Raw genomic sequence first — 16,033 nt, 5'->3', positions numbered from 1 at the left:
TTTCGGCGACGCGAACGGATCAACGACCGAGAGCACTGGTGTCATGAGACCGTTCAATCTATGCAGAATCACGAGTTCCTCAGCTACGAAGAGTTCGGCCGCAGATTCTTCGAGGTCGCCGTCACGCCGGACCGGGTGGCCGCCGCATTCGCCCAGATCGCCGGCAGCGAGTTCGAGATGGAACCGATCGCGCAGGGGCCGGGCGGAATCGCCAAGGTCAGCGCGAAAGTCAAGATCCAAGAGCCCCGGGTGACGCGCAAACTCGGCGATCTGATCACCTTCGTCATCCACATCCCGCTGTCCATCGACCTGCTGTTGGACCTGCGGCTGGACAAGCAGCGGTTCGTGGTCGCCGGGGATATCGCGTTGCGGGCCACCGCGCGGGCCGCCGAGCCGCTGCTGCTCATCGTCGACGTCTCCAAGCCGCGGCCCTCCGACATCACGGTCAATGTGTCGTCCAAGTCGATCCGCGGCGAGGTGCTGCGCATCCTGGCCGGTGTGGACGGCGAAATCCGGCGCTTCATCGCTCAGTACGTCAAAGAGGAGATCGACAAGCCAGAGTCGCAGGCCGCGCAGGTGATCGACGTGGCGACCGAAGTGGCCAGCGCCTGGACCGGTATCTAGGAAACCCGGCGCGGGGGTCCGCCGGGGTTTTCGGCCCAGCGCGCCCGGGTATGCAACCCCGGACGTCGACGGCAGATGAGGAGCGGATCAGTTGGCACGCGTAGATGTTTCGACGACCTCGGAGGTAGACCCCGAAGCCGCCTGGAAGCTGGCTTCCGATCTGCAGCGCTTCGACGAATGGATGACCATTTTCAACGGCTGGCGAGGCGAGGTCCCGGACACCATCGAAAAGGGCACCTGCGTCTCGTCGTGCATCAAGGTCAAGGGCTTCCGCAACGTCGTGCACTGGGAAGTGACGGAGTACGACGAGCCGAAATCCATTGAGCTCAAAGGGCGCGGCCGAGGCGGGATCCGCATCACGGTCGCCATGCAGGTGACACCGAAGGACCCGGGTTCGAAGTTCGATCTCACCGCGGATCTGAGCGGGGGAGTGCTGAGCGGGCCCGTCGGACGGGTGGTGGCCCGGGTGTTGCGCTCCGACGTGCGCAAGTCGGTGGACAATCTGGCCGAATTGCGTTAAGGCGCTTAGCTTTCCGTCACGCCCGTTCCGGGTGCGCGGGGTCGTCGAAGTGCATGTCCCGTTCGGCGTCGCGAACTCGCCGGCGTTCCATGGCGAGCCAGGATAGCCCGGCGCTCAAGATCAACATTCCGCCGCTGGCCGCGGCGATCCCGATGCTGACATGTCCCAGGGCGAATGTCGCTACCGATACCACGAACGCCAGGACGCCACCTGCGATCACGACCAGTGCCGGTGCCCGTTCGACGTCGTCTTCGAACTCGTCCAGCGCCTGCATCGAGTCGTGGGGTGGCCGACCGGCGGAGTGGGCTGCGGCATCGTCCATGCGCATCTCCTCTGCAGTTTTGGCCGGCGACCGCCCCGGTCATCAAGGTGGCAGCATCGGGAAAATACCCGAAATGCGTTTTGCACAAACGGGTTCAGCGGTCCTGGCACCATCACGGAGGGAGCAACCGGCGCACCGGACGGCTCTCGATCGCGTTGATCGTCAAGGCTCGGTGGCTGATCCGCCATCCGGCATCGGTGAGTACGTAGTGGTCGTCATAGCGCAGATGCCACACGACATCGACCACCTCGTCTGCGCGCCGACTCCAGTGATGCGCAATGCAGGTGATGCGTCCCCGCGCGTGGCCGGGCTGTCCTTGGTGATAGACCTCGCCGACGATCGCATGTTCGGTACGGTCCACCCGGCCCACTGCCGTCACCGCCTCGACGATGGCGCTATGGCCCCGATGGAAGTGAATCGGCTGCAGTGAGGTCGGCGGATCCGGCACCGCCAGCTCGGCGCTATCGGTGAAAAGTGTTGCTATCGAATCGAACTGGCGATCGTCGACGTAGGCGGCGTAGCGGTGCACCAGGTCGCTCAGCACCGCCCGGTCGGCTGTCGGGGAGGTCATAGCCCGGCGCGCACCGCCTCGAGCAGCCGGGCTGCCCTGCCGTCGGTGAAGACTTCTTCGAGCAGCACCGGACGGCCGTCCGGGTCGGCCAGTGGAATCCGCCAGTTCGGGTACTCGTCGGTGGTGCCGGGCTGATTCTGGGTGCGCCGATCGCCGATCGCATCCGTGAGGGCCACGCCCAGTAGCCGCGACGGGGTGCGGCCCAGGTAGCGGTACAGCGCCAGGATCAGCTCTTCGGGACGATCTTCACCGTCGGCGAGGAGACCGACGCGGCGCAACTCGGCCAACCACGCCGCCCGTTCGGTCGCCGCGGCCTCCAGCTCCGCCTCGACCGGGCGGGTCAGCAACGCCAGGGATTCCCGCAACCGGACGTGGTCGCCGGCCAGATAGCCGGCGGTCGGCGGCAGGTCGTGCGTGGTGACCGACGACAGGCAGCATTCTCGCCAGCGCTCGGCGGGCAGCGGTCCACCCGTCGACTCGTCCTGCTCGAACCACAGGATCGAGGTGCCCAGCAGCCCGCGCAGTAATAAGTAGTCACGCACCCACGGTTCTACGGTGCCCAGATCCTCGCCGACGACGACCGCCCCGGCCCGTCGGGCCTCCAGCGCCACGATGCCGATCATCGCCTCGTGGTCGTAGCGGATGTACGTTCCGTCGGTGGGCGGTGCGCCGCTCGGGATCCACCACAGCCGGAACAGTCCGATGATGTGGTCGATCCGGACGCCGCCGGCGTGCCGCAGCACCGCGCGGATCAGCGACCGGAACGGCCGGTACTCCGACTCTTCGAGCCGGTCGGGCCGCCACGGCGGCTGCGACCAGTCCTGGCCGAGCTGATTGAACTCGTCGGGCGGCGCGCCCGCGGTCACGCCCAGCGCCAGCACGTCCTGCAGGGCCCACGCGTCGGCACCGTCGGGATGCACCCCGACCGCCAGGTCGTGCATGATGCCCAGCGCCATGCCGGCCCGTACGGCCTGGGACTGAGCGGCGGCCAGTTGCTCGTCCAGTTGCCACTGCAGCCAGCGGTGGAAGTCCACCGCCTGCCCGTTCTTCTTGACGAACTTGGCGACGCCGTCGCCGCTCGGGTGCCTCAGCGACTTCGGCCAGCTATGCCAGTCGCCGCCGTGTTTTTCGGCAAGTGCGCACCAGGTGGCGAAGTCGTCCAGGGCGCGGCCCTCCCGGGCGCAGAAGGCGGCGTAGGACAGTTCACGGCCGGCCGATCGCGGCACCCGGTGCACAAGTCGCAGCGCCTCCTGCTTGGCGGCCCACGCGCTGTCGCGGTCGATGGCGTCGAGCCCGGCGGTGCGCTGCTGCACCTGGGTGCGCAGCTCCCGCACCCGGCGGTGCTTGGGCAGGTCGGCGAACTCCGGTATCGCCTCGACGCGTAGGTAGAGGGGGTTGACGTAGCGCCGCGAGGTGGGCAGGTAGGGGGATGGCTCCATGGGGTGCCCGGGCGCCGCCGCGTGCAGGGGATTGACCAATAGGTAGTCGGCGCCGTGCGCCGAAGCCGACCACAACGCCAGATCCGCCAGGTCGGTCAGGTCGCCGACGCCCCAGGACCGCCGGGAGCGCACGCTGTACAGCTGCGTGGCCAGTCCCCAGGCCCGACGGGTGCCGAGCGTCGCCGGCAGTCCCAGCCAGTCCGGAGTCACGATGAGCGCGGTGCTGGCCTCATACTCGCCGGATCGCAGATGCACGCGGTGGTAGCCGAGCGGAATGTCGCCGGGCAACGCGAAACTGGCCTCGCCGACCAAGCGCCCGTCCAGGTCGAACGGCGGAGTGAAATTGTCCAGCTGCACGATCCCGCGGCGTTCGGTTCCGTCCTCGAGTTGCACCCACACCTCCGCGGGAGCCCCGTGGGTGACGTGCACCCAGAACCGCGTCTGGGCGCCGGCACGCCCAACGATGGTCGGCGGCAGCGGTCGTTGCCAGTACGCGCGCCGTTCGGCGTCCAGCGCGGCGTTGCGTTCCTGCTCGGTACTCGCGGGGACGCCCAGGGCCCCGAGCACCGCCACCAACGTGCCTTCGGAGACGCTCACCTGCCGGTTGGACCAGTCCTGGTAACTGGTGGCGATACCGAAGCGCCGAGCGAGTTCGACAAGAGATGGCGCGAGCTCAGTCATGTCGGCAATCTTGCTACCCGCAGCTCATCGCGGAGAACTCGGCAGTCCGCGACTTAGCGCGCCGACACGACCATTCGCGGCTACCATGCCAGTGAAGAAGCGATGCCCAATGAAGACACGATCAATACCGTGGGGGAAGCAACGCGGGTCTTCGGACGCCACTGCCCGCGTGCGAGGTCTCTGCGGGTGCCCTACGGTTATCGATGAATCTCACCGCGAGGGCCTGTATCCAGGTGTTTTGCACAACCGAAAGGTGATCGAACGTGGCTGAACATAGCCGCGGACAGCGAGGGTCGGGGTACGGCCTGGGATTGTCGACGCGGACCCAGGTAACGGGTTACCAATTCCTGGCCCGCCGCACCGCGATGGCGCTGACCCGGTGGCGGGTGCGCATGGAGATCGAGCCCGGCCGCCGTCAGACGCTGGCCGTCGTCGCCTCCGTCTCCGCCGCCTTGGTCATCTGCCTGGGCGCCTTGCTGTACTCGTTCATCAGTCCGGCGGGCCAGATCAACGACGCGCCGATCATCGCAGACCGTGACTCGGGGGCGCTGTACGTGAAGGTCGGGGACCGGCTGTACCCGGCGCTGAACCTGGCGTCGGCACGGCTGATCGCCGGTCGACCGGACAATCCGCACCAGGTCCGGAGCAGCCAGATCGCGGGCATGCCGCACGGACCGCTGGTCGGGATCCCGGGCGCTCCGTCTTCGTTCACGCCCAAGAACCCGTCCGCCTCGTCGTGGCTGGTCTGCGACACGGTGGGCGGCACCTCCGGCGGTATGGCTTCCCCGGCCGGCGTGACCGTGACCGTCATCGACGGCACCCCGGACATGAGCGGTCACCGCCGGATACTCAACGGGTCGGATGCCGTGGTGCTCAGCTATGGCGGTAGCACCTGGGTGATCCGTGAGGGACGCCGCTCCAAGATCGACGCCACCGACCGGTCGGTGTTGTTGCCGCTCGGCGTGACCCCGGAGCAGGTCAGTCAGGCGCGACCGATGAGTCACGCCCTTTACGACGCCCTGCCCGTCGGCCCGGAGTTGTTGGTTCCCGAGGTGCCCAAGGCGGGCGCCCCGGCGACCTTCCCCGGCGCGCCCGGCCCGGTCGGAACGATTCTGGTCACGCCGCAAATCAGTGGGCCGCAACAATATTCGCTGGTGTTGGAGGACGGTGTGCAGACCATGCCGTCGCTGGTGGCCCAGATCCTGCAGAACGCCGGGCACCCGGGCAACACCAAGCCCGTGACGGTCGAACCTTCGGCACTGGCCAAGATGCCGGTGGTCAACCGGATCGACCTGTCGGCGTACCCGAACGAGCCGTTGAACGTGCTGGACATCCGGGAGAACCCGTCCACCTGCTGGTGGTGGGAACGGACCGCCGGTGAGACCCGCGCGCGCGTACAGGTGGTGTCCGGGCCGACCCTGCCGATCAAGGCCAGCGAGATGAACCATCTGGTCAGCCTGGTGAAGGCGGACATGAGCGGACGCGAGGCCGACCAAGTCTACTTCGGCCCCAACTATGCGAACTTCGTGGCCGTCACCGGCAACCACCCGGGAGCCCAGACCACCGAGTCGTTGTGGTGGCTGACCAATGCGGGCGCGCGATTCGGGGTGGACGACACCAAGGAAGCACGCGAGGCGCTGGGCCTGACCCTGCAGCCGAGCCTGGCGCCGTGGGTGGCGCTGCGGTTGTTGCCGCAGGGTCCGACACTGTCCCGCGCGGACGCCCTGGTGGAGCACGACACGCTACCGATTGACATGACCCCTGCAGAGTTGGTGGTACCGAAGTGAAACGTGGTTTTGCCCGGCCGACCCCGGAGAAGCCGCCGGTAATCAAACCGGAGAACATCGTTCTTCCGACGCCGTTGAGCATTCCGCCGCCCGAGGGCAAACCCTGGTGGTTGATCGTGGTCGGCGTCGTGGTGATCGGCCTGCTCGGCGGCATGGTGGCGATGACCTTTGCCAGCGGCTCGCACGTGTTCGGTGGTGTCGGCTCGATCTTCCCGATCTTCATGGTCGGCGGCATGATGATGATGATGTTCGGCGGCCGGTTCGGCGGCGGCGGGCAGCAGATGAGCCGGCCGAAGCTGGACGCCATGCGGGCCCAGTTCATGCTGATGCTGGACATGCTGCGGGAGACCGCTCAGGAGTCCGCCGACAGCATGGACGCCAACTACCGGTGGTTCCACCCGGCGCCCGACACCCTGTCCGCCGCGGTGGGTTCGTCCCGGATGTGGGAGCGCAAGCCGGACGGCAAAGACCTCAACTTCGGGGTGGTCCGGGTCGGCGTCGGCATGACCCGTCCCGAGGTGACCTGGGGCGAGCCGCAGAACATGCCGACCGACATCGAGCTGGAGCCGGTGACCGGCAAGGCGCTGCAGGAGTTCGGTCGCTACCAGAGCGTCGTCTACAACCTGCCGAAGATGATCTCGGTGCTCGTCGAGCCCTGGTACGCCCTGGTCGGCGACCGCGAACAGGTCCTGGCGCTGATGCGGTCGATCATCTGTCAGCTGACCTTCTCGCACGGCCCCGACCACATGCAGTTCATCATCGTCAGCTCCGATCTGGAGGAGTGGGACTGGGTCAAGTGGCTGCCGCATTTCGGCGACGCACGACGCCACGACGCCGCGGGCAACGCGCGCATGGTGTACAGCTCGGTTCGCGAATTCGCCGCCGAACAGGCCGAACTGTTCGCCGGCCGGGGCTCGTTCACGCCCCGGCACGCGAGTTCTTCGGCGCAGACCCCCACCCCGCACCACGTGATCATCGCCGACGTCGACGACCCGCAATGGGAGTACGTGATCAGCGCCGAGGGCGTGGACGGCGTGACGTTCTTCGACCTGACCGGCTCGCCGATGTGGACCGGAGTGCCCGAGCGCAAGCTGCAGTTCGACAAGATCGGCGTGATCGAGGCGCTGCCCCGCGACCGTGACACCTGGATGGTCATCGACGACAAGGCGTGGTTCTTCGCGCTCACCGACCAGATGAGCATCGCCGAGGCCGAAGAGTTCGGCCAGAAGCTGGCCCAATGGCGGCTGGCCGAGGCCTACGAGGAGATCGGCCAGCGGGTGGCGCACATCGGTGCCCGCGACATCTTGTCCTACTACGGGATCAGTGATCCCTCCGGGATCGACTTCGAAGACCTGTGGGGTAGCCGCACCGACACGATGGGCCGCTCCAGGCTGCGCGTACCGTTCGGAAACCGCTCGGACAACGGCGAGCTGCTGTTCCTGGACATGAAATCGCTGGACGAAGGCGGCGACGGTCCGCACGGCGTCATGTCGGGTACCACGGGTTCGGGTAAGTCGACGCTGGTGCGGACGGTGATCGAGTCGCTGATGCTCGGCCACCCGCCCGAAGAGCTGCAGTTCGTGCTGGCCGACCTCAAGGGTGGATCGGCGGTCAAGCCGTTCGCCGGGGTCCCGCACGTCTCGCGCATCATCACCGACCTGGAAGAAGACCAGGCGCTGATGGAGCGTTTCCTGGACGCGTTGTGGGGTGAGATCGCGCGCCGCAAAGCCATCTGCGACAGCGCCGGCGTGGACGACGCCAAGGAATACAACTCGGTGCGAACCAGGATGCGCGCCCGTGGCCAGGACATGGCACCGCTGCCGATGCTGGTCGTGGTGATCGACGAGTTCTACGAGTGGTTCCGGATCATGCCGACCGCGGTCGACGTGCTCGACTCGATCGGCCGGCAGGGCCGCGCGTACTGGATCCACCTGATGATGGCCTCGCAGACCATCGAGAGCCGCGCCGAGAAGCTCATGGAGAACATGGGTTACCGGCTGGTGCTGAAGGCCCGTACCGCCGGTGCCGCACAGGCGGCCGGTGTGCCCAACGCCGTGAACCTGCCCGCACAGGCCGGACTGGGCTACTTCCGCAAGAGCCTGGAAGATGTCATCCGCTTCCAGGCCGAGTTCCTGTGGCGGGACTATTTCCGCATCTCGAGCGTCGACGGCGAGGAAGCGCCGGTGTTGGTGCACAACATCGACTACGTCCGGCCGCAATTGTTCACGAACTCGTTCACGCCGATGGAAGTCAGCGTCGGTGGTCCCACCGTCGAGCCGGCGCTGACCGGCTACACGAACGGGAACGGCGAAGCGCTGCCGGTGGAGGCCGAAGAAGAGGAAGAGGCGATCCGGACGCCGAAGGTCGGCACGGTGATCATCGACCAGCTGCGTCAGATCAAGTTCGAGCCCTACCGGTTGTGGCAGCCGCCGCTGACCCAGCCCGTCCCCATCGACGAGCTGGTCAACCGCTTCCTCGGTCACCCGTGGCACAAGGACTACGGTTCGGTCCGCAACCTGGTGTTCCCGATCGGGATCATCGACCGCCCGTTCAAGCACGACCAACCACCGTGGACGGTCGACACCTCGGGTCCGGGCTCCAACGTGCTGATCCTGGGCGCCGGTGGATCCGGCAAGACCACCGCCCTGCAGACCCTGATCTGCTCGGCGGCGCTCACCCACACCCCCGAGCAGGTGCAGTTCTACTGCCTGGCCTACAGCAGCACGGCGCTGACCACGGTGGCGCAGTTGCCGCACGTCGGTGAGGTAGCCGGTCCCACCGACCCGTACGGGGTACGCCGGACGGTGGCAGAGCTGCTGGCGCTGGTGCGCGAGCGCAAGCGCAGCTTCCTCGAATACGGCATCGCCTCGATGGAGATGTTCCGGCGCCGCAAGTTCGGCGGGGAAGTCGGTCCGGTGCCCAACGACGGGTTCGGTGACGTCTACCTGGTGATCGACAACTACCGGGCGCTGGCCGAAGAAAACGAAGTGTTGATCGACCAGGTCAACGTGATCATCAACCAGGGTCCCTCGTTCGGTGTGCACGTGGTGGTCACCGCCGACCGGGAATCCGAACTGCGGCCACCGGTGCGCAGCGGTTTCGGTTCGCGGGTGGAGCTGCGTCTGGCCGCGGTCGAAGACGCGAAGCTGGTCCGCTCCCGGTTCGCCAAGGACGTCCCGGTGAAGCCGGGCCGCGGCATGGTGGCGGTCAACTACGTGCGGTTGGATAGCGACCCGCAAGCGGGTCTGCACACTCTGGTGGCCCGCCCGGCGCTGTCGGCGACACCCGACAACGTCTTCGAGAGCAACAGTGTTGTCGAGGCGGTCAGCCGGCTCACCACGGCCGCCGCACCGCCGGTGCGTCGCCTGCCGGCGCGGTTCGGTGTCGAGCAGGTGCGCGAGCTGGCGGCGCGGGACACCCGCCAGGGTGTCGGTGCCGGCGGAATCGCTTGGGCGATATCGGAATTGGACCTGCAGCCGGTGTACCTCAACTTCGCCGAGAACTCGCATCTGATGGTTACCGGGCGTCGCGAATGTGGCCGGACGACCACGCTCGCGACGATCATGTCCGAAATCGGACGGCTGTACGCGCCCGGCGCGACCAGCGCGCCGCCCCCGCCGCCCGGACGCCGGTCCGCTCAGGTGTGGCTGGTCGATCCGCGCCGTCAGCTGCTGACCACGCTGGGTTCCGAGTACGTGGAGAAGTTCGCCTACAACCTCGACGGTGTGGTGGCGATGATGGGCGAGTTGTCGGTGGCGCTGGCGGGCCGCGAGCCGCCGCCGGGTCTGTCCGCCGAGGAGCTGTTGTCGCGGTCGTGGTGGAGCGGTCCGGAGATCTTCCTGATCGTCGACGACATCCAGCAGCTGCCGCCGGGCTTCGACTCGCCGTTGCACAAGGCCGTTCCGTTCGTGAACCGGGCTGCCGACGTCGGTCTGCACGTCATCGTGACCCGTACCTTCGGCGGTTGGTCGTCGGCGGGCAGCGACCCGATGCTGCGGGCCCTGCATCAGGCGAATGCGCCGCTGCTGGTGATGGACGCCGACCCGGACGAAGGCTTCATCCGCGGCAAGATGAAGGGCGGCCCGCTGCCTCGCGGTCGAGGACTGTTGATGGCCGAGGACACCGGCGTCTTCGTGCAGGTGGCGGCCACCGAGGTGCGCAAGTAGGTGTAGCGCAGTACGAAAGCGCCGCCCGTCTAGCCGGCCGCCGGTGGCCTGGTCATGAAGGTCAGCCGGTGCCCATAGGCCGGGGGCTTTCGGCCGTTGCCACCGTTGACGAACTGCCCGAGCGGTCCGGTCATCGGGACACCGCCGCGGACTGCACCTTCGGCGGCGGCCGGAACTGCGGTGGCATTGCCGACAGCGCTAGCCCCGGCGGCGGTCGGAGCAGTGGACATGGTCCAGCTCGCCGGTGCGGACAACTTCCCGATCGGAAGCGCATTGCCCAGGTTCGCAGTGACGCCGCCCAGACTTCTGCCGGCGGCCGCTGCAGCCTGTCCGGCCGCCCGCGTCGCCTGCTCGGCCGCCGTGGCCGCATCCTTGACGAAATCATTCGCAAGACTGCCGAGCTTGGCGAAACCGGCCGTCTCGTCACCGACGAACAGAGTGTCTTGCAGACCCTGCGCAAAAGCGCTCAGGTACGGCGAAATGTACTTGGTGTAGAGCGGGACGATGTCGTCGAACGGCGTGTTGGCGATGATCCACTGGTCGATCGCGGTGCCTTGCCCGTTCAAGGGTGAAGACAGCATCTGCAACACCTCGCCGACTCGCGAACTCAGCTGCGCCCCAACACCATTGAGGTCGACGACCCCGGCCGGGTCGGTCACTTCGGCCGGTTCGGGCAGCTCCGTGAACTCGGATGCGGCCGTCGAACCATCGGCGTAGCTGTACATCGCCGCGGCGTCTTGAGCCCAGAACTCCATGTAGAGGGCCTCCGTCGCTGCGATCGCCGGGGTGTTCTGGCCCAGAAAATTGGTGGCCACCAACGCCGCCAGTAGCGCACGGTTGGCGGCGATCACCGGAGGTGGGACGGTGGCCGCGAAAGCCGCCTCGTAGGCGGTCGCGGCGGCGTACGCCTGGCTTGCCGTCTCGCCGGCGTCCACCGCGCTGGCATCCAGCCAGGCAATGAACGGAGTGGCCGCCACGACCAGTGACTCTGACGCCGGCCCGAGCCACGGCCCGCCGGTGAGCTCGGTGATCACCGACCGATGGCCATCCGCCGCGGATTGCACATCTGCGGCCAATCCGCTCCACGCCGCCGCAGCGGCAAGCATCGGACCGGAGCCGGGACCGGTGTACATGCGCCCGGAGTTGATCTCGGGCGGCAACAGCCCGTAGTCGAGCATTGCGTTGTCCCCTGGATCCGGTCGCCGTCAGCCGGCGGCCGGCGGCTTGGCCATCACGGAGGGCTTGAAGCCGTAAATCGGCTGATTTCGCCCGTAGCCGCCATTGACGAACTGGCCGAACGGCGGAGCCATCGGGAAACTGTTGGTGCTTTCCGCGGCGGCCGGGATCGCGCTGGCCACGCCCGGGTTGGTGGTGGCATGCCAAGGCATCCAGCTCGTCGGCGCCGACAACCCGCCGATCGGCACCGCTTTACCCAGGCTCGCGGCCGCTCCGGTTATCCCGCCCAGGCCGGCCGGCGCGGCACTGGCCGCGGCATTGCCCGCCGCCGCGGCCGCGGGCGCGGCTCCGGCGGCGGCCTTCGCCGCACTGGCGGCGTCCTTGCCGAGAGTGTTCGCGAGGTTACCGATGCCCGACCAACCGCTGGTGTTCTGCCCGACAGTCTGCGTCGACTGAATCAGGGCCGCGAATGAGTTGATGTAGGGCGAGAGGTACTTGCTGTACAGCGGCACGATGTCGTCGAACGGGGTGTTGGCGATGATCCACGCGTCGATCGCGGGGCCTTGGCCGTTGAGCGGCGAGGACAGCGTCTTCACCACTTCGCTGACCCTCGGGGTCAGCTGCGCGCTCAGGCTGTCGAGTTGGTTCTGCACGCCCTGACCCGCGGCGCTGGCTACGGCGATGGCTTGATCGGCAGCCCCCGACGGCTCGGCTACGTCGGCCGGCGCCGTCAACTCCGTCGACTGGGTCGACGCCGCTGCGCTGCCCGCGTAGGTGGACATCGCCCCCGCATCCTGCGCCCAGTACTCGGCGTACAGGGCTTCGAGCTGCGAAATCGCCGCGCTGTTCTGCCCCAGGACGTTGGTGGCGGTCAACTCCTGCACCAAGGCACGGTTGGACGCGATCAGCGGCGGCGGCACGCTGGCCGCGAACGCCCTTTCGTAGGCACTGGCCGCCGCGCTCGTCCGAGTCGCCGTCTCGGCTGCCTGCTCGGCGCTGTTGCTCAGCCAGGTGATGAACGGTGATACCGCCGACACCAACTTCGCCGACGCCGGTCCCAGCCATGGCCCGCTGGTCAGTGCCTCGATCACCGAACGATGTCCACTGGCCGCGGCCGCGAACTCCCCGGCCAGGTCACTCCACGCCGTCGACGCGGCGATCAGGGAACCAGCACCCGGTCCGCCGTAGATGCGTGCCGAGTTGATCTCCGGCGGCAACACTCCGTAATCCACCACTGCTCCGTAGTCCTTACGCTGCGACGGGCTCAGAGCGCCGCAACGGCGTTGGCCGCTTCGGTCGCGGCGTAGGAACCTCCGCTGGTTGCCAGCGTCGCGGCCAGCGCCGCCTGGATCCTGGCGGCCTGGGCACTCAGCTCCTGAAAGCGCTGACCGCGCAGCGCAAAATGGGCCGCCGTCAACACCGACACCTCGTCGATGGCAGCCGGGATCACGCCGCTGATGGGGCCGGCGGCCGCCGCATTGCCGGCGTTCAACGCCGCGCCAAGTGACTGCAGGTTGCTGGCGGCGGCGGCAAGGTGCTCAGGATAGGTATGTACGAACGACATGAGAACTCCTCCGGTGAGTTATGAATGGTGGCTGCACACATCGGTGTGTCGCGTCTATCGCCGACCGTCCGGAAACGACAACGATCAATTGTCGATCGGCCGAAGTCCGAAAAAGTCGGGCATCGTATCACTGTGATTCACGAGGGTGGTCAAGCGCAGAACTGATTCACATGAAACACATTAGATCGCCCTGGGAGTCGGTGATACCCATGACGCGAACAATTCACTATTCGCTAACGATCGTTAAACTTTCGTACACCACGTGGCTTTAATTAGCGTCCTGAGCTGCGCATATGCCGTCGCTCCCGGCTGCGGACCGACCGCGCTCGCGACAGAAGAAGTGTATGAGTTCAGTATGTCGCCACGAGTTATATGCGAGTTCACAAAATCGAACTATGGACAAATGATGGCGCGACAGTAAACGAAGAGATAATCGAGGATGGACAAAATACTAAGTCCGGAAAGTGCCGCGCCGGACGCCGAATTATCCGCGCTCGGGATGCGCGATCCGGCCGTTGTCCCGGCGCGGATTCGTCGACGGGAATTGCCGGAGGAAGGCACGCTGGCGCAGCTCGCCCCGCGCCGTGAGAGTGCCAGGAAAAGCTCAGGTCAGCGAAGTCCGACCCGATCAGCGCCGGAAGGTCGCCACGGCTTCCCGCGAGCACCTGCCGAACCAGGTCAGACGCTGTTACTGTGTCGTTACGACTGGTGAATTCGTTTTACCGGCAAGTGAACAACTGCAAACAGGTACCGTCGGAGACGACTTGGCGCCACACAGTCATCTACTCTCTTGCGAGAGAGCGGTTGCTGGGACGAATTGAGGGAGGAAACAGCATGTCGTTCGTGACCACACAGCCGGAGGCGCTGGCGGCGGCGGCCGGAAACCTGCAGGGTATCGGCACCACGATGAGCGCGCAGAATGCGGCCGCGGCGGCTCCCACCACCGGGGTGGTGCCGGCAGCCGCCGATGAGGTGTCGGCGCTCACCGCGGCCCAGTTCGCGGCCCACGCGCAGATGTACCAGGCCGTCAGTGCGCAGGCCGCCGCGATCCACGAGATGTTCGTGAACACATTGACCACCAGTTCGGGTTCGTACGCGGCCACCGAGGCCGCCAACGCGGCAGCCGCAGGCTGACCGAACTGACACATCGACAGGAGGGAGCAGCTATGAACGCAATCATCACAGCGATCTCTCCGCAGGCGGTGATTTCGGGGTTGAACGGCTCGGTCGGAGGCCGTCACTTCGGATCACCTGCATTCGCCGTCAACTCGGACAACGGGGTTCGGGTTCGACACCTTTCCGGCCGTGACGCAGCCCGGTGGCCGCCGGCTGACGGAATAGGGGGTCCTCCGTAATTTCCCGGTCGGCGGTCACGCCCGCGTGTAGCGCTGATCGGCCATCGCGTTGTAACAACACCATTCAGTCGTAAGACATTCATCGCAAGGAGAATTAAAGTGGCAACTCGCTTTATGACCGACCCGCACGCAATGCGTGCCATGGCGGGCCGTTTCGAGACCCACGCGCAGACCGTCGAGGACGAGGCCCGTCGTATGTGGGCGTCCTCGCAGAACATCTCGGGCGCGGGTTGGAGCGGTCTGGCTTCGGCCACCTCGCTGGACACCATGGGCCAGATGAACACCGCGTTCCGCAACATCGTGAACATGCTGCACGGGGTGCGCGATGGTCTGATCCGTGACGCCAACAACTACGAGCAGCAAGAGCAGGCGTCGCAGCAGATCCTGTCCAGCTAGTCCAGCCCATCAGCTTCTAATCCAGGAGGACAACAGACATGACCATCAATTACCAGTTCGGCGACGTCGACGCGCACGGCGCGCTGATTCGCGCCCAGGCCGCCAACCTGGAGGCCGAGCACCAGGCCATCGTTCGCGATGTGCTGGCTGCCGGTGACTTCTGGGGCGGCGCCGGTTCGGTGGCTTGCCAGGAGTTCATCGCCCAGCTGGGCCGCAACTTCCAGGTGATCTACGAGCAGGCCAACGCCCACGGCCAGAAGGTCCAGAGCGCCGGTCAGAACATGGCGCAGACCGACAGCGCCGTCGGGTCCAGCTGGGCCTGATAACCGAAACCACAGGCACGGCAGCACACCATCAAGCGAGACGGTGTGCTGCCGTGTCCTGCGGTTTACTGGATGAAGATGGCTGATGAAGATGGCTAGGACAGCTTTCGGACCGCTCACGGACCACTGAGGTAGGGATGGATCAACAGAGCACCCGCACCGACATCACCGTCAATGTCGACGGCTTCTGGATGCTGCAAGCGTTGCTGGATATCCGGCACGTAGCGCCGGAGTTGCGGTGCCGGCCGTATGTCTCCACGGACAACAACGATTGGCTCAACGAGCATCCAGGCATGGCGGTGATGCGCGAGCAGGGGATCGTGGTCGGCGACACGGTCAACGAGAATGTGGCCGCGCGGATGAAGGTGCTCGCGGCGCCCGACCTCGAAGTCGTCGCGTTGCTCTCCCGCGGCAAGCTGCTCTACGGGGTCGTCGACAACGAGAATCAGCCGCCGGGATCGCGCGACATCCCCGACAACGAGTTCCGGGTGGTATTGGCCCGGCGCGGGCAGCATTGGGTGTCGGCCGTTCGAGTCGGCAACGACATCACCGTCGACGACGTCACCGTCTCCGACACCGCCTCGATCGCCGCGCTGGTGATGGACGGCCTCGAATCGATCCACCACGCGGATCCGGCGGCGATCAACGCCGTCAACGTGCCGCTGGAAGAGATGCTCGAGGCCACCAAGTCGTGGCAGGAATCAGGCTTCAACGTGTTCTCCGGCGGCGACCTGCGCCGCATGGGTATCAGTGCCTCCACCGTGGCCGCGCTGGGTCAGGCATTGTCCGATCCCGCGGCCGAGGTGGCCGTCTACGCGCGTCAGTACCGCGACGACGCGAAGGGTCCCAGCGCGTCGGTGCTGTCCTTGAAGGACGGATCCGGCGGACGCATCGCCCTCTACCAGCAGGCCCGGACGGCCGGATCCGGTGAGGCTTGGCTGGCTATCTGCCCGGCCACCCCTCAACTGGTCCAGGTCGGGGTCAAGACCGTTTTGGACACTTTGCCGTATGGCGAATGGAAAACGCACAGCAGGGTTTAACAACGCCGTTACGAAACACGCAGTCTGACAACATTTTTCAACATAAAATGCGAGCTGGATGCCAACACG

Annotated in this window: 14 protein-coding genes; 8 read left to right on the top strand and 6 right to left on the bottom strand. The window is 66.5% G+C overall.

Features of this window, described 5'->3' with window-relative positions; genetic code table 11:
* Positions 1-60: 60 nt before the first annotated feature.
* Together AC5Y4D_RS03955 and AC5Y4D_RS03950 are read left to right on the top strand one after the other, a co-directional pair.
* Positions 61-624 (top strand): hypothetical protein, encoded by a 564-nt coding sequence (locus AC5Y4D_RS03955; protein WP_499942490.1) that lies wholly within the window; start codon positions 61-63, stop codon positions 622-624.
* 91 nt (positions 625-715) lie between these two features.
* Positions 716-1,144 (top strand): type II toxin-antitoxin system Rv0910 family toxin, encoded by a 429-nt coding sequence (locus AC5Y4D_RS03950; protein ID WP_499942488.1) that lies wholly within the window; start codon positions 716-718, stop codon positions 1,142-1,144.
* Between the two features lie 16 nt (positions 1,145-1,160).
* Here AC5Y4D_RS03950 and AC5Y4D_RS03945 read toward each other — a convergent pair whose 3' ends face one another.
* The 3 genes from AC5Y4D_RS03945 to malQ all read right to left on the bottom strand — a co-directional run bounded on the left by AC5Y4D_RS03945 (position 1,161) and on the right by malQ (position 4,157).
* Positions 1,161-1,466 (bottom strand): LapA family protein, encoded by a 306-nt coding sequence (locus AC5Y4D_RS03945; protein ID WP_500036428.1) that lies wholly within the window; start codon positions 1,464-1,466, stop codon positions 1,161-1,163.
* A gap of 112 nt (positions 1,467-1,578) precedes the next feature.
* Positions 1,579-2,037, bottom strand: a complete 459-nt coding sequence (locus AC5Y4D_RS03940; RefSeq protein WP_500036427.1) for a nuclear transport factor 2 family protein — start codon at positions 2,035-2,037, stop codon at positions 1,579-1,581.
* Positions 2,034-4,157, bottom strand: a complete 2,124-nt coding sequence (malQ, locus tag AC5Y4D_RS03935; RefSeq protein ID WP_500036426.1) for a 4-alpha-glucanotransferase — start codon at positions 4,155-4,157, stop codon at positions 2,034-2,036. The genes AC5Y4D_RS03940 and malQ overlap by 4 nt, the downstream gene beginning before the upstream one ends.
* A gap of 263 nt (positions 4,158-4,420) precedes the next feature.
* Between malQ and eccB the strand changes: the two genes are divergently transcribed.
* The gene (eccB, locus tag AC5Y4D_RS03930) at positions 4,421-5,944 is read left to right on the top strand and encodes a type VII secretion protein EccB (RefSeq protein ID WP_499942482.1); all 1,524 of its coding nucleotides are present in this window, start codon (positions 4,421-4,423) and stop codon (positions 5,942-5,944) included.
* The gene (gene eccCa / locus AC5Y4D_RS03925) at positions 5,941-10,110 is read left to right on the top strand and encodes a type VII secretion protein EccCa (protein WP_500036425.1); all 4,170 of its coding nucleotides are present in this window, start codon (positions 5,941-5,943) and stop codon (positions 10,108-10,110) included. Before eccB ends, eccCa begins: the two co-directional genes overlap by 4 nt.
* 29 nt (positions 10,111-10,139) lie before the next feature.
* On the opposite strand, the gene AC5Y4D_RS03920 is transcribed toward eccCa, so the two are convergent.
* The 3 genes from AC5Y4D_RS03920 to AC5Y4D_RS03910 are packed head-to-tail and all read right to left on the bottom strand — an operon-like array spanning position 10,140 to position 12,850.
* On the bottom strand, positions 10,140-11,288 hold the full coding sequence (locus AC5Y4D_RS03920) for a PPE family protein (protein ID WP_500036424.1): 1,149 nt from the start codon (positions 11,286-11,288) through the stop codon (positions 10,140-10,142).
* Positions 11,289-11,315: 27 nt separating this feature from the next.
* Entirely contained in the window at positions 11,316-12,518 is a 1,203-nt protein-coding gene (locus tag AC5Y4D_RS03915; protein WP_500036423.1) for a PPE family protein, read from the bottom strand.
* Positions 12,519-12,550: 32 nt separating this feature from the next.
* Complete coding sequence (locus AC5Y4D_RS03910; protein WP_500036422.1) at positions 12,551-12,850, bottom strand: PE family protein; 300 nt, start codon at positions 12,848-12,850, stop codon at positions 12,551-12,553.
* Positions 12,851-13,684: 834 nt separating this feature from the next.
* On the opposite strand from AC5Y4D_RS03910, the gene AC5Y4D_RS03905 reads away from it, so the two are divergent.
* The 4 genes from AC5Y4D_RS03905 (at position 13,685) to AC5Y4D_RS03890 (ending at position 15,964) form a co-directional block, all read left to right on the top strand.
* Positions 13,685-13,984 (top strand): type VII secretion system ESX-5 target PE19, encoded by a 300-nt coding sequence (locus AC5Y4D_RS03905; protein WP_036361188.1) that lies wholly within the window; start codon positions 13,685-13,687, stop codon positions 13,982-13,984.
* A gap of 320 nt (positions 13,985-14,304) precedes the next feature.
* Positions 14,305-14,601: a WXG100 family type VII secretion target gene (locus AC5Y4D_RS03900; RefSeq protein WP_499942468.1), complete on the top strand. Its 297-nt coding sequence runs from the start codon at positions 14,305-14,307 to the stop codon at positions 14,599-14,601.
* 38 nt (positions 14,602-14,639) lie between these two features.
* Positions 14,640-14,924, top strand: coding sequence for a WXG100 family type VII secretion target (locus AC5Y4D_RS03895; protein WP_499942466.1), 285 nt, complete (start codon positions 14,640-14,642; stop codon positions 14,922-14,924).
* 137 nt (positions 14,925-15,061) lie between these two features.
* A complete protein-coding gene (locus tag AC5Y4D_RS03890) occupies positions 15,062-15,964 on the top strand; it encodes an ESX secretion-associated protein EspG (protein ID WP_499942464.1) in 903 nt (300 codons plus the stop codon).
* Positions 15,965-16,033: the final 69 nt, after the last annotated feature.

This window comes from Mycobacterium sp. NGS67 (genome assembly GCF_059812185.1).
Note: the sequence above shows the minus strand (reverse complement) of the source record. Positions and strands in the feature narration are given on the sequence as shown.

Excerpts from the sequence above, each read along its gene's own strand:
- AC5Y4D_RS03895 (WP_499942466.1), top strand. The coding sequence starts at position 14,640 with ATGACCATCAATTACCAGTTCGGCGACGTCGACGCGCACGGCGCGCTG.
- malQ (WP_500036426.1), bottom strand. The coding sequence starts at position 4,157 with ATGACTGAGCTCGCGCCATCTCTTGTCGAACTCGCTCGGCGCTTCGGT.
- AC5Y4D_RS03920 (WP_500036424.1), bottom strand. The coding sequence starts at position 11,288 with ATGCTCGACTACGGGCTGTTGCCGCCCGAGATCAACTCCGGGCGCATG.
- AC5Y4D_RS03910 (WP_500036422.1), bottom strand. The coding sequence starts at position 12,850 with ATGTCGTTCGTACATACCTATCCTGAGCACCTTGCCGCCGCCGCCAGC.
- AC5Y4D_RS03905 (WP_036361188.1), top strand. The coding sequence starts at position 13,685 with ATGTCGTTCGTGACCACACAGCCGGAGGCGCTGGCGGCGGCGGCCGGA.
- AC5Y4D_RS03945 (WP_500036428.1), bottom strand. The coding sequence starts at position 1,466 with ATGGACGATGCCGCAGCCCACTCCGCCGGTCGGCCACCCCACGACTCG.
- AC5Y4D_RS03890 (WP_499942464.1), top strand. The coding sequence starts at position 15,062 with ATGGATCAACAGAGCACCCGCACCGACATCACCGTCAATGTCGACGGC.
- AC5Y4D_RS03940 (WP_500036427.1), bottom strand. The coding sequence starts at position 2,037 with ATGACCTCCCCGACAGCCGACCGGGCGGTGCTGAGCGACCTGGTGCAC.
- AC5Y4D_RS03955 (WP_499942490.1), top strand. The coding sequence starts at position 61 with ATGCAGAATCACGAGTTCCTCAGCTACGAAGAGTTCGGCCGCAGATTC.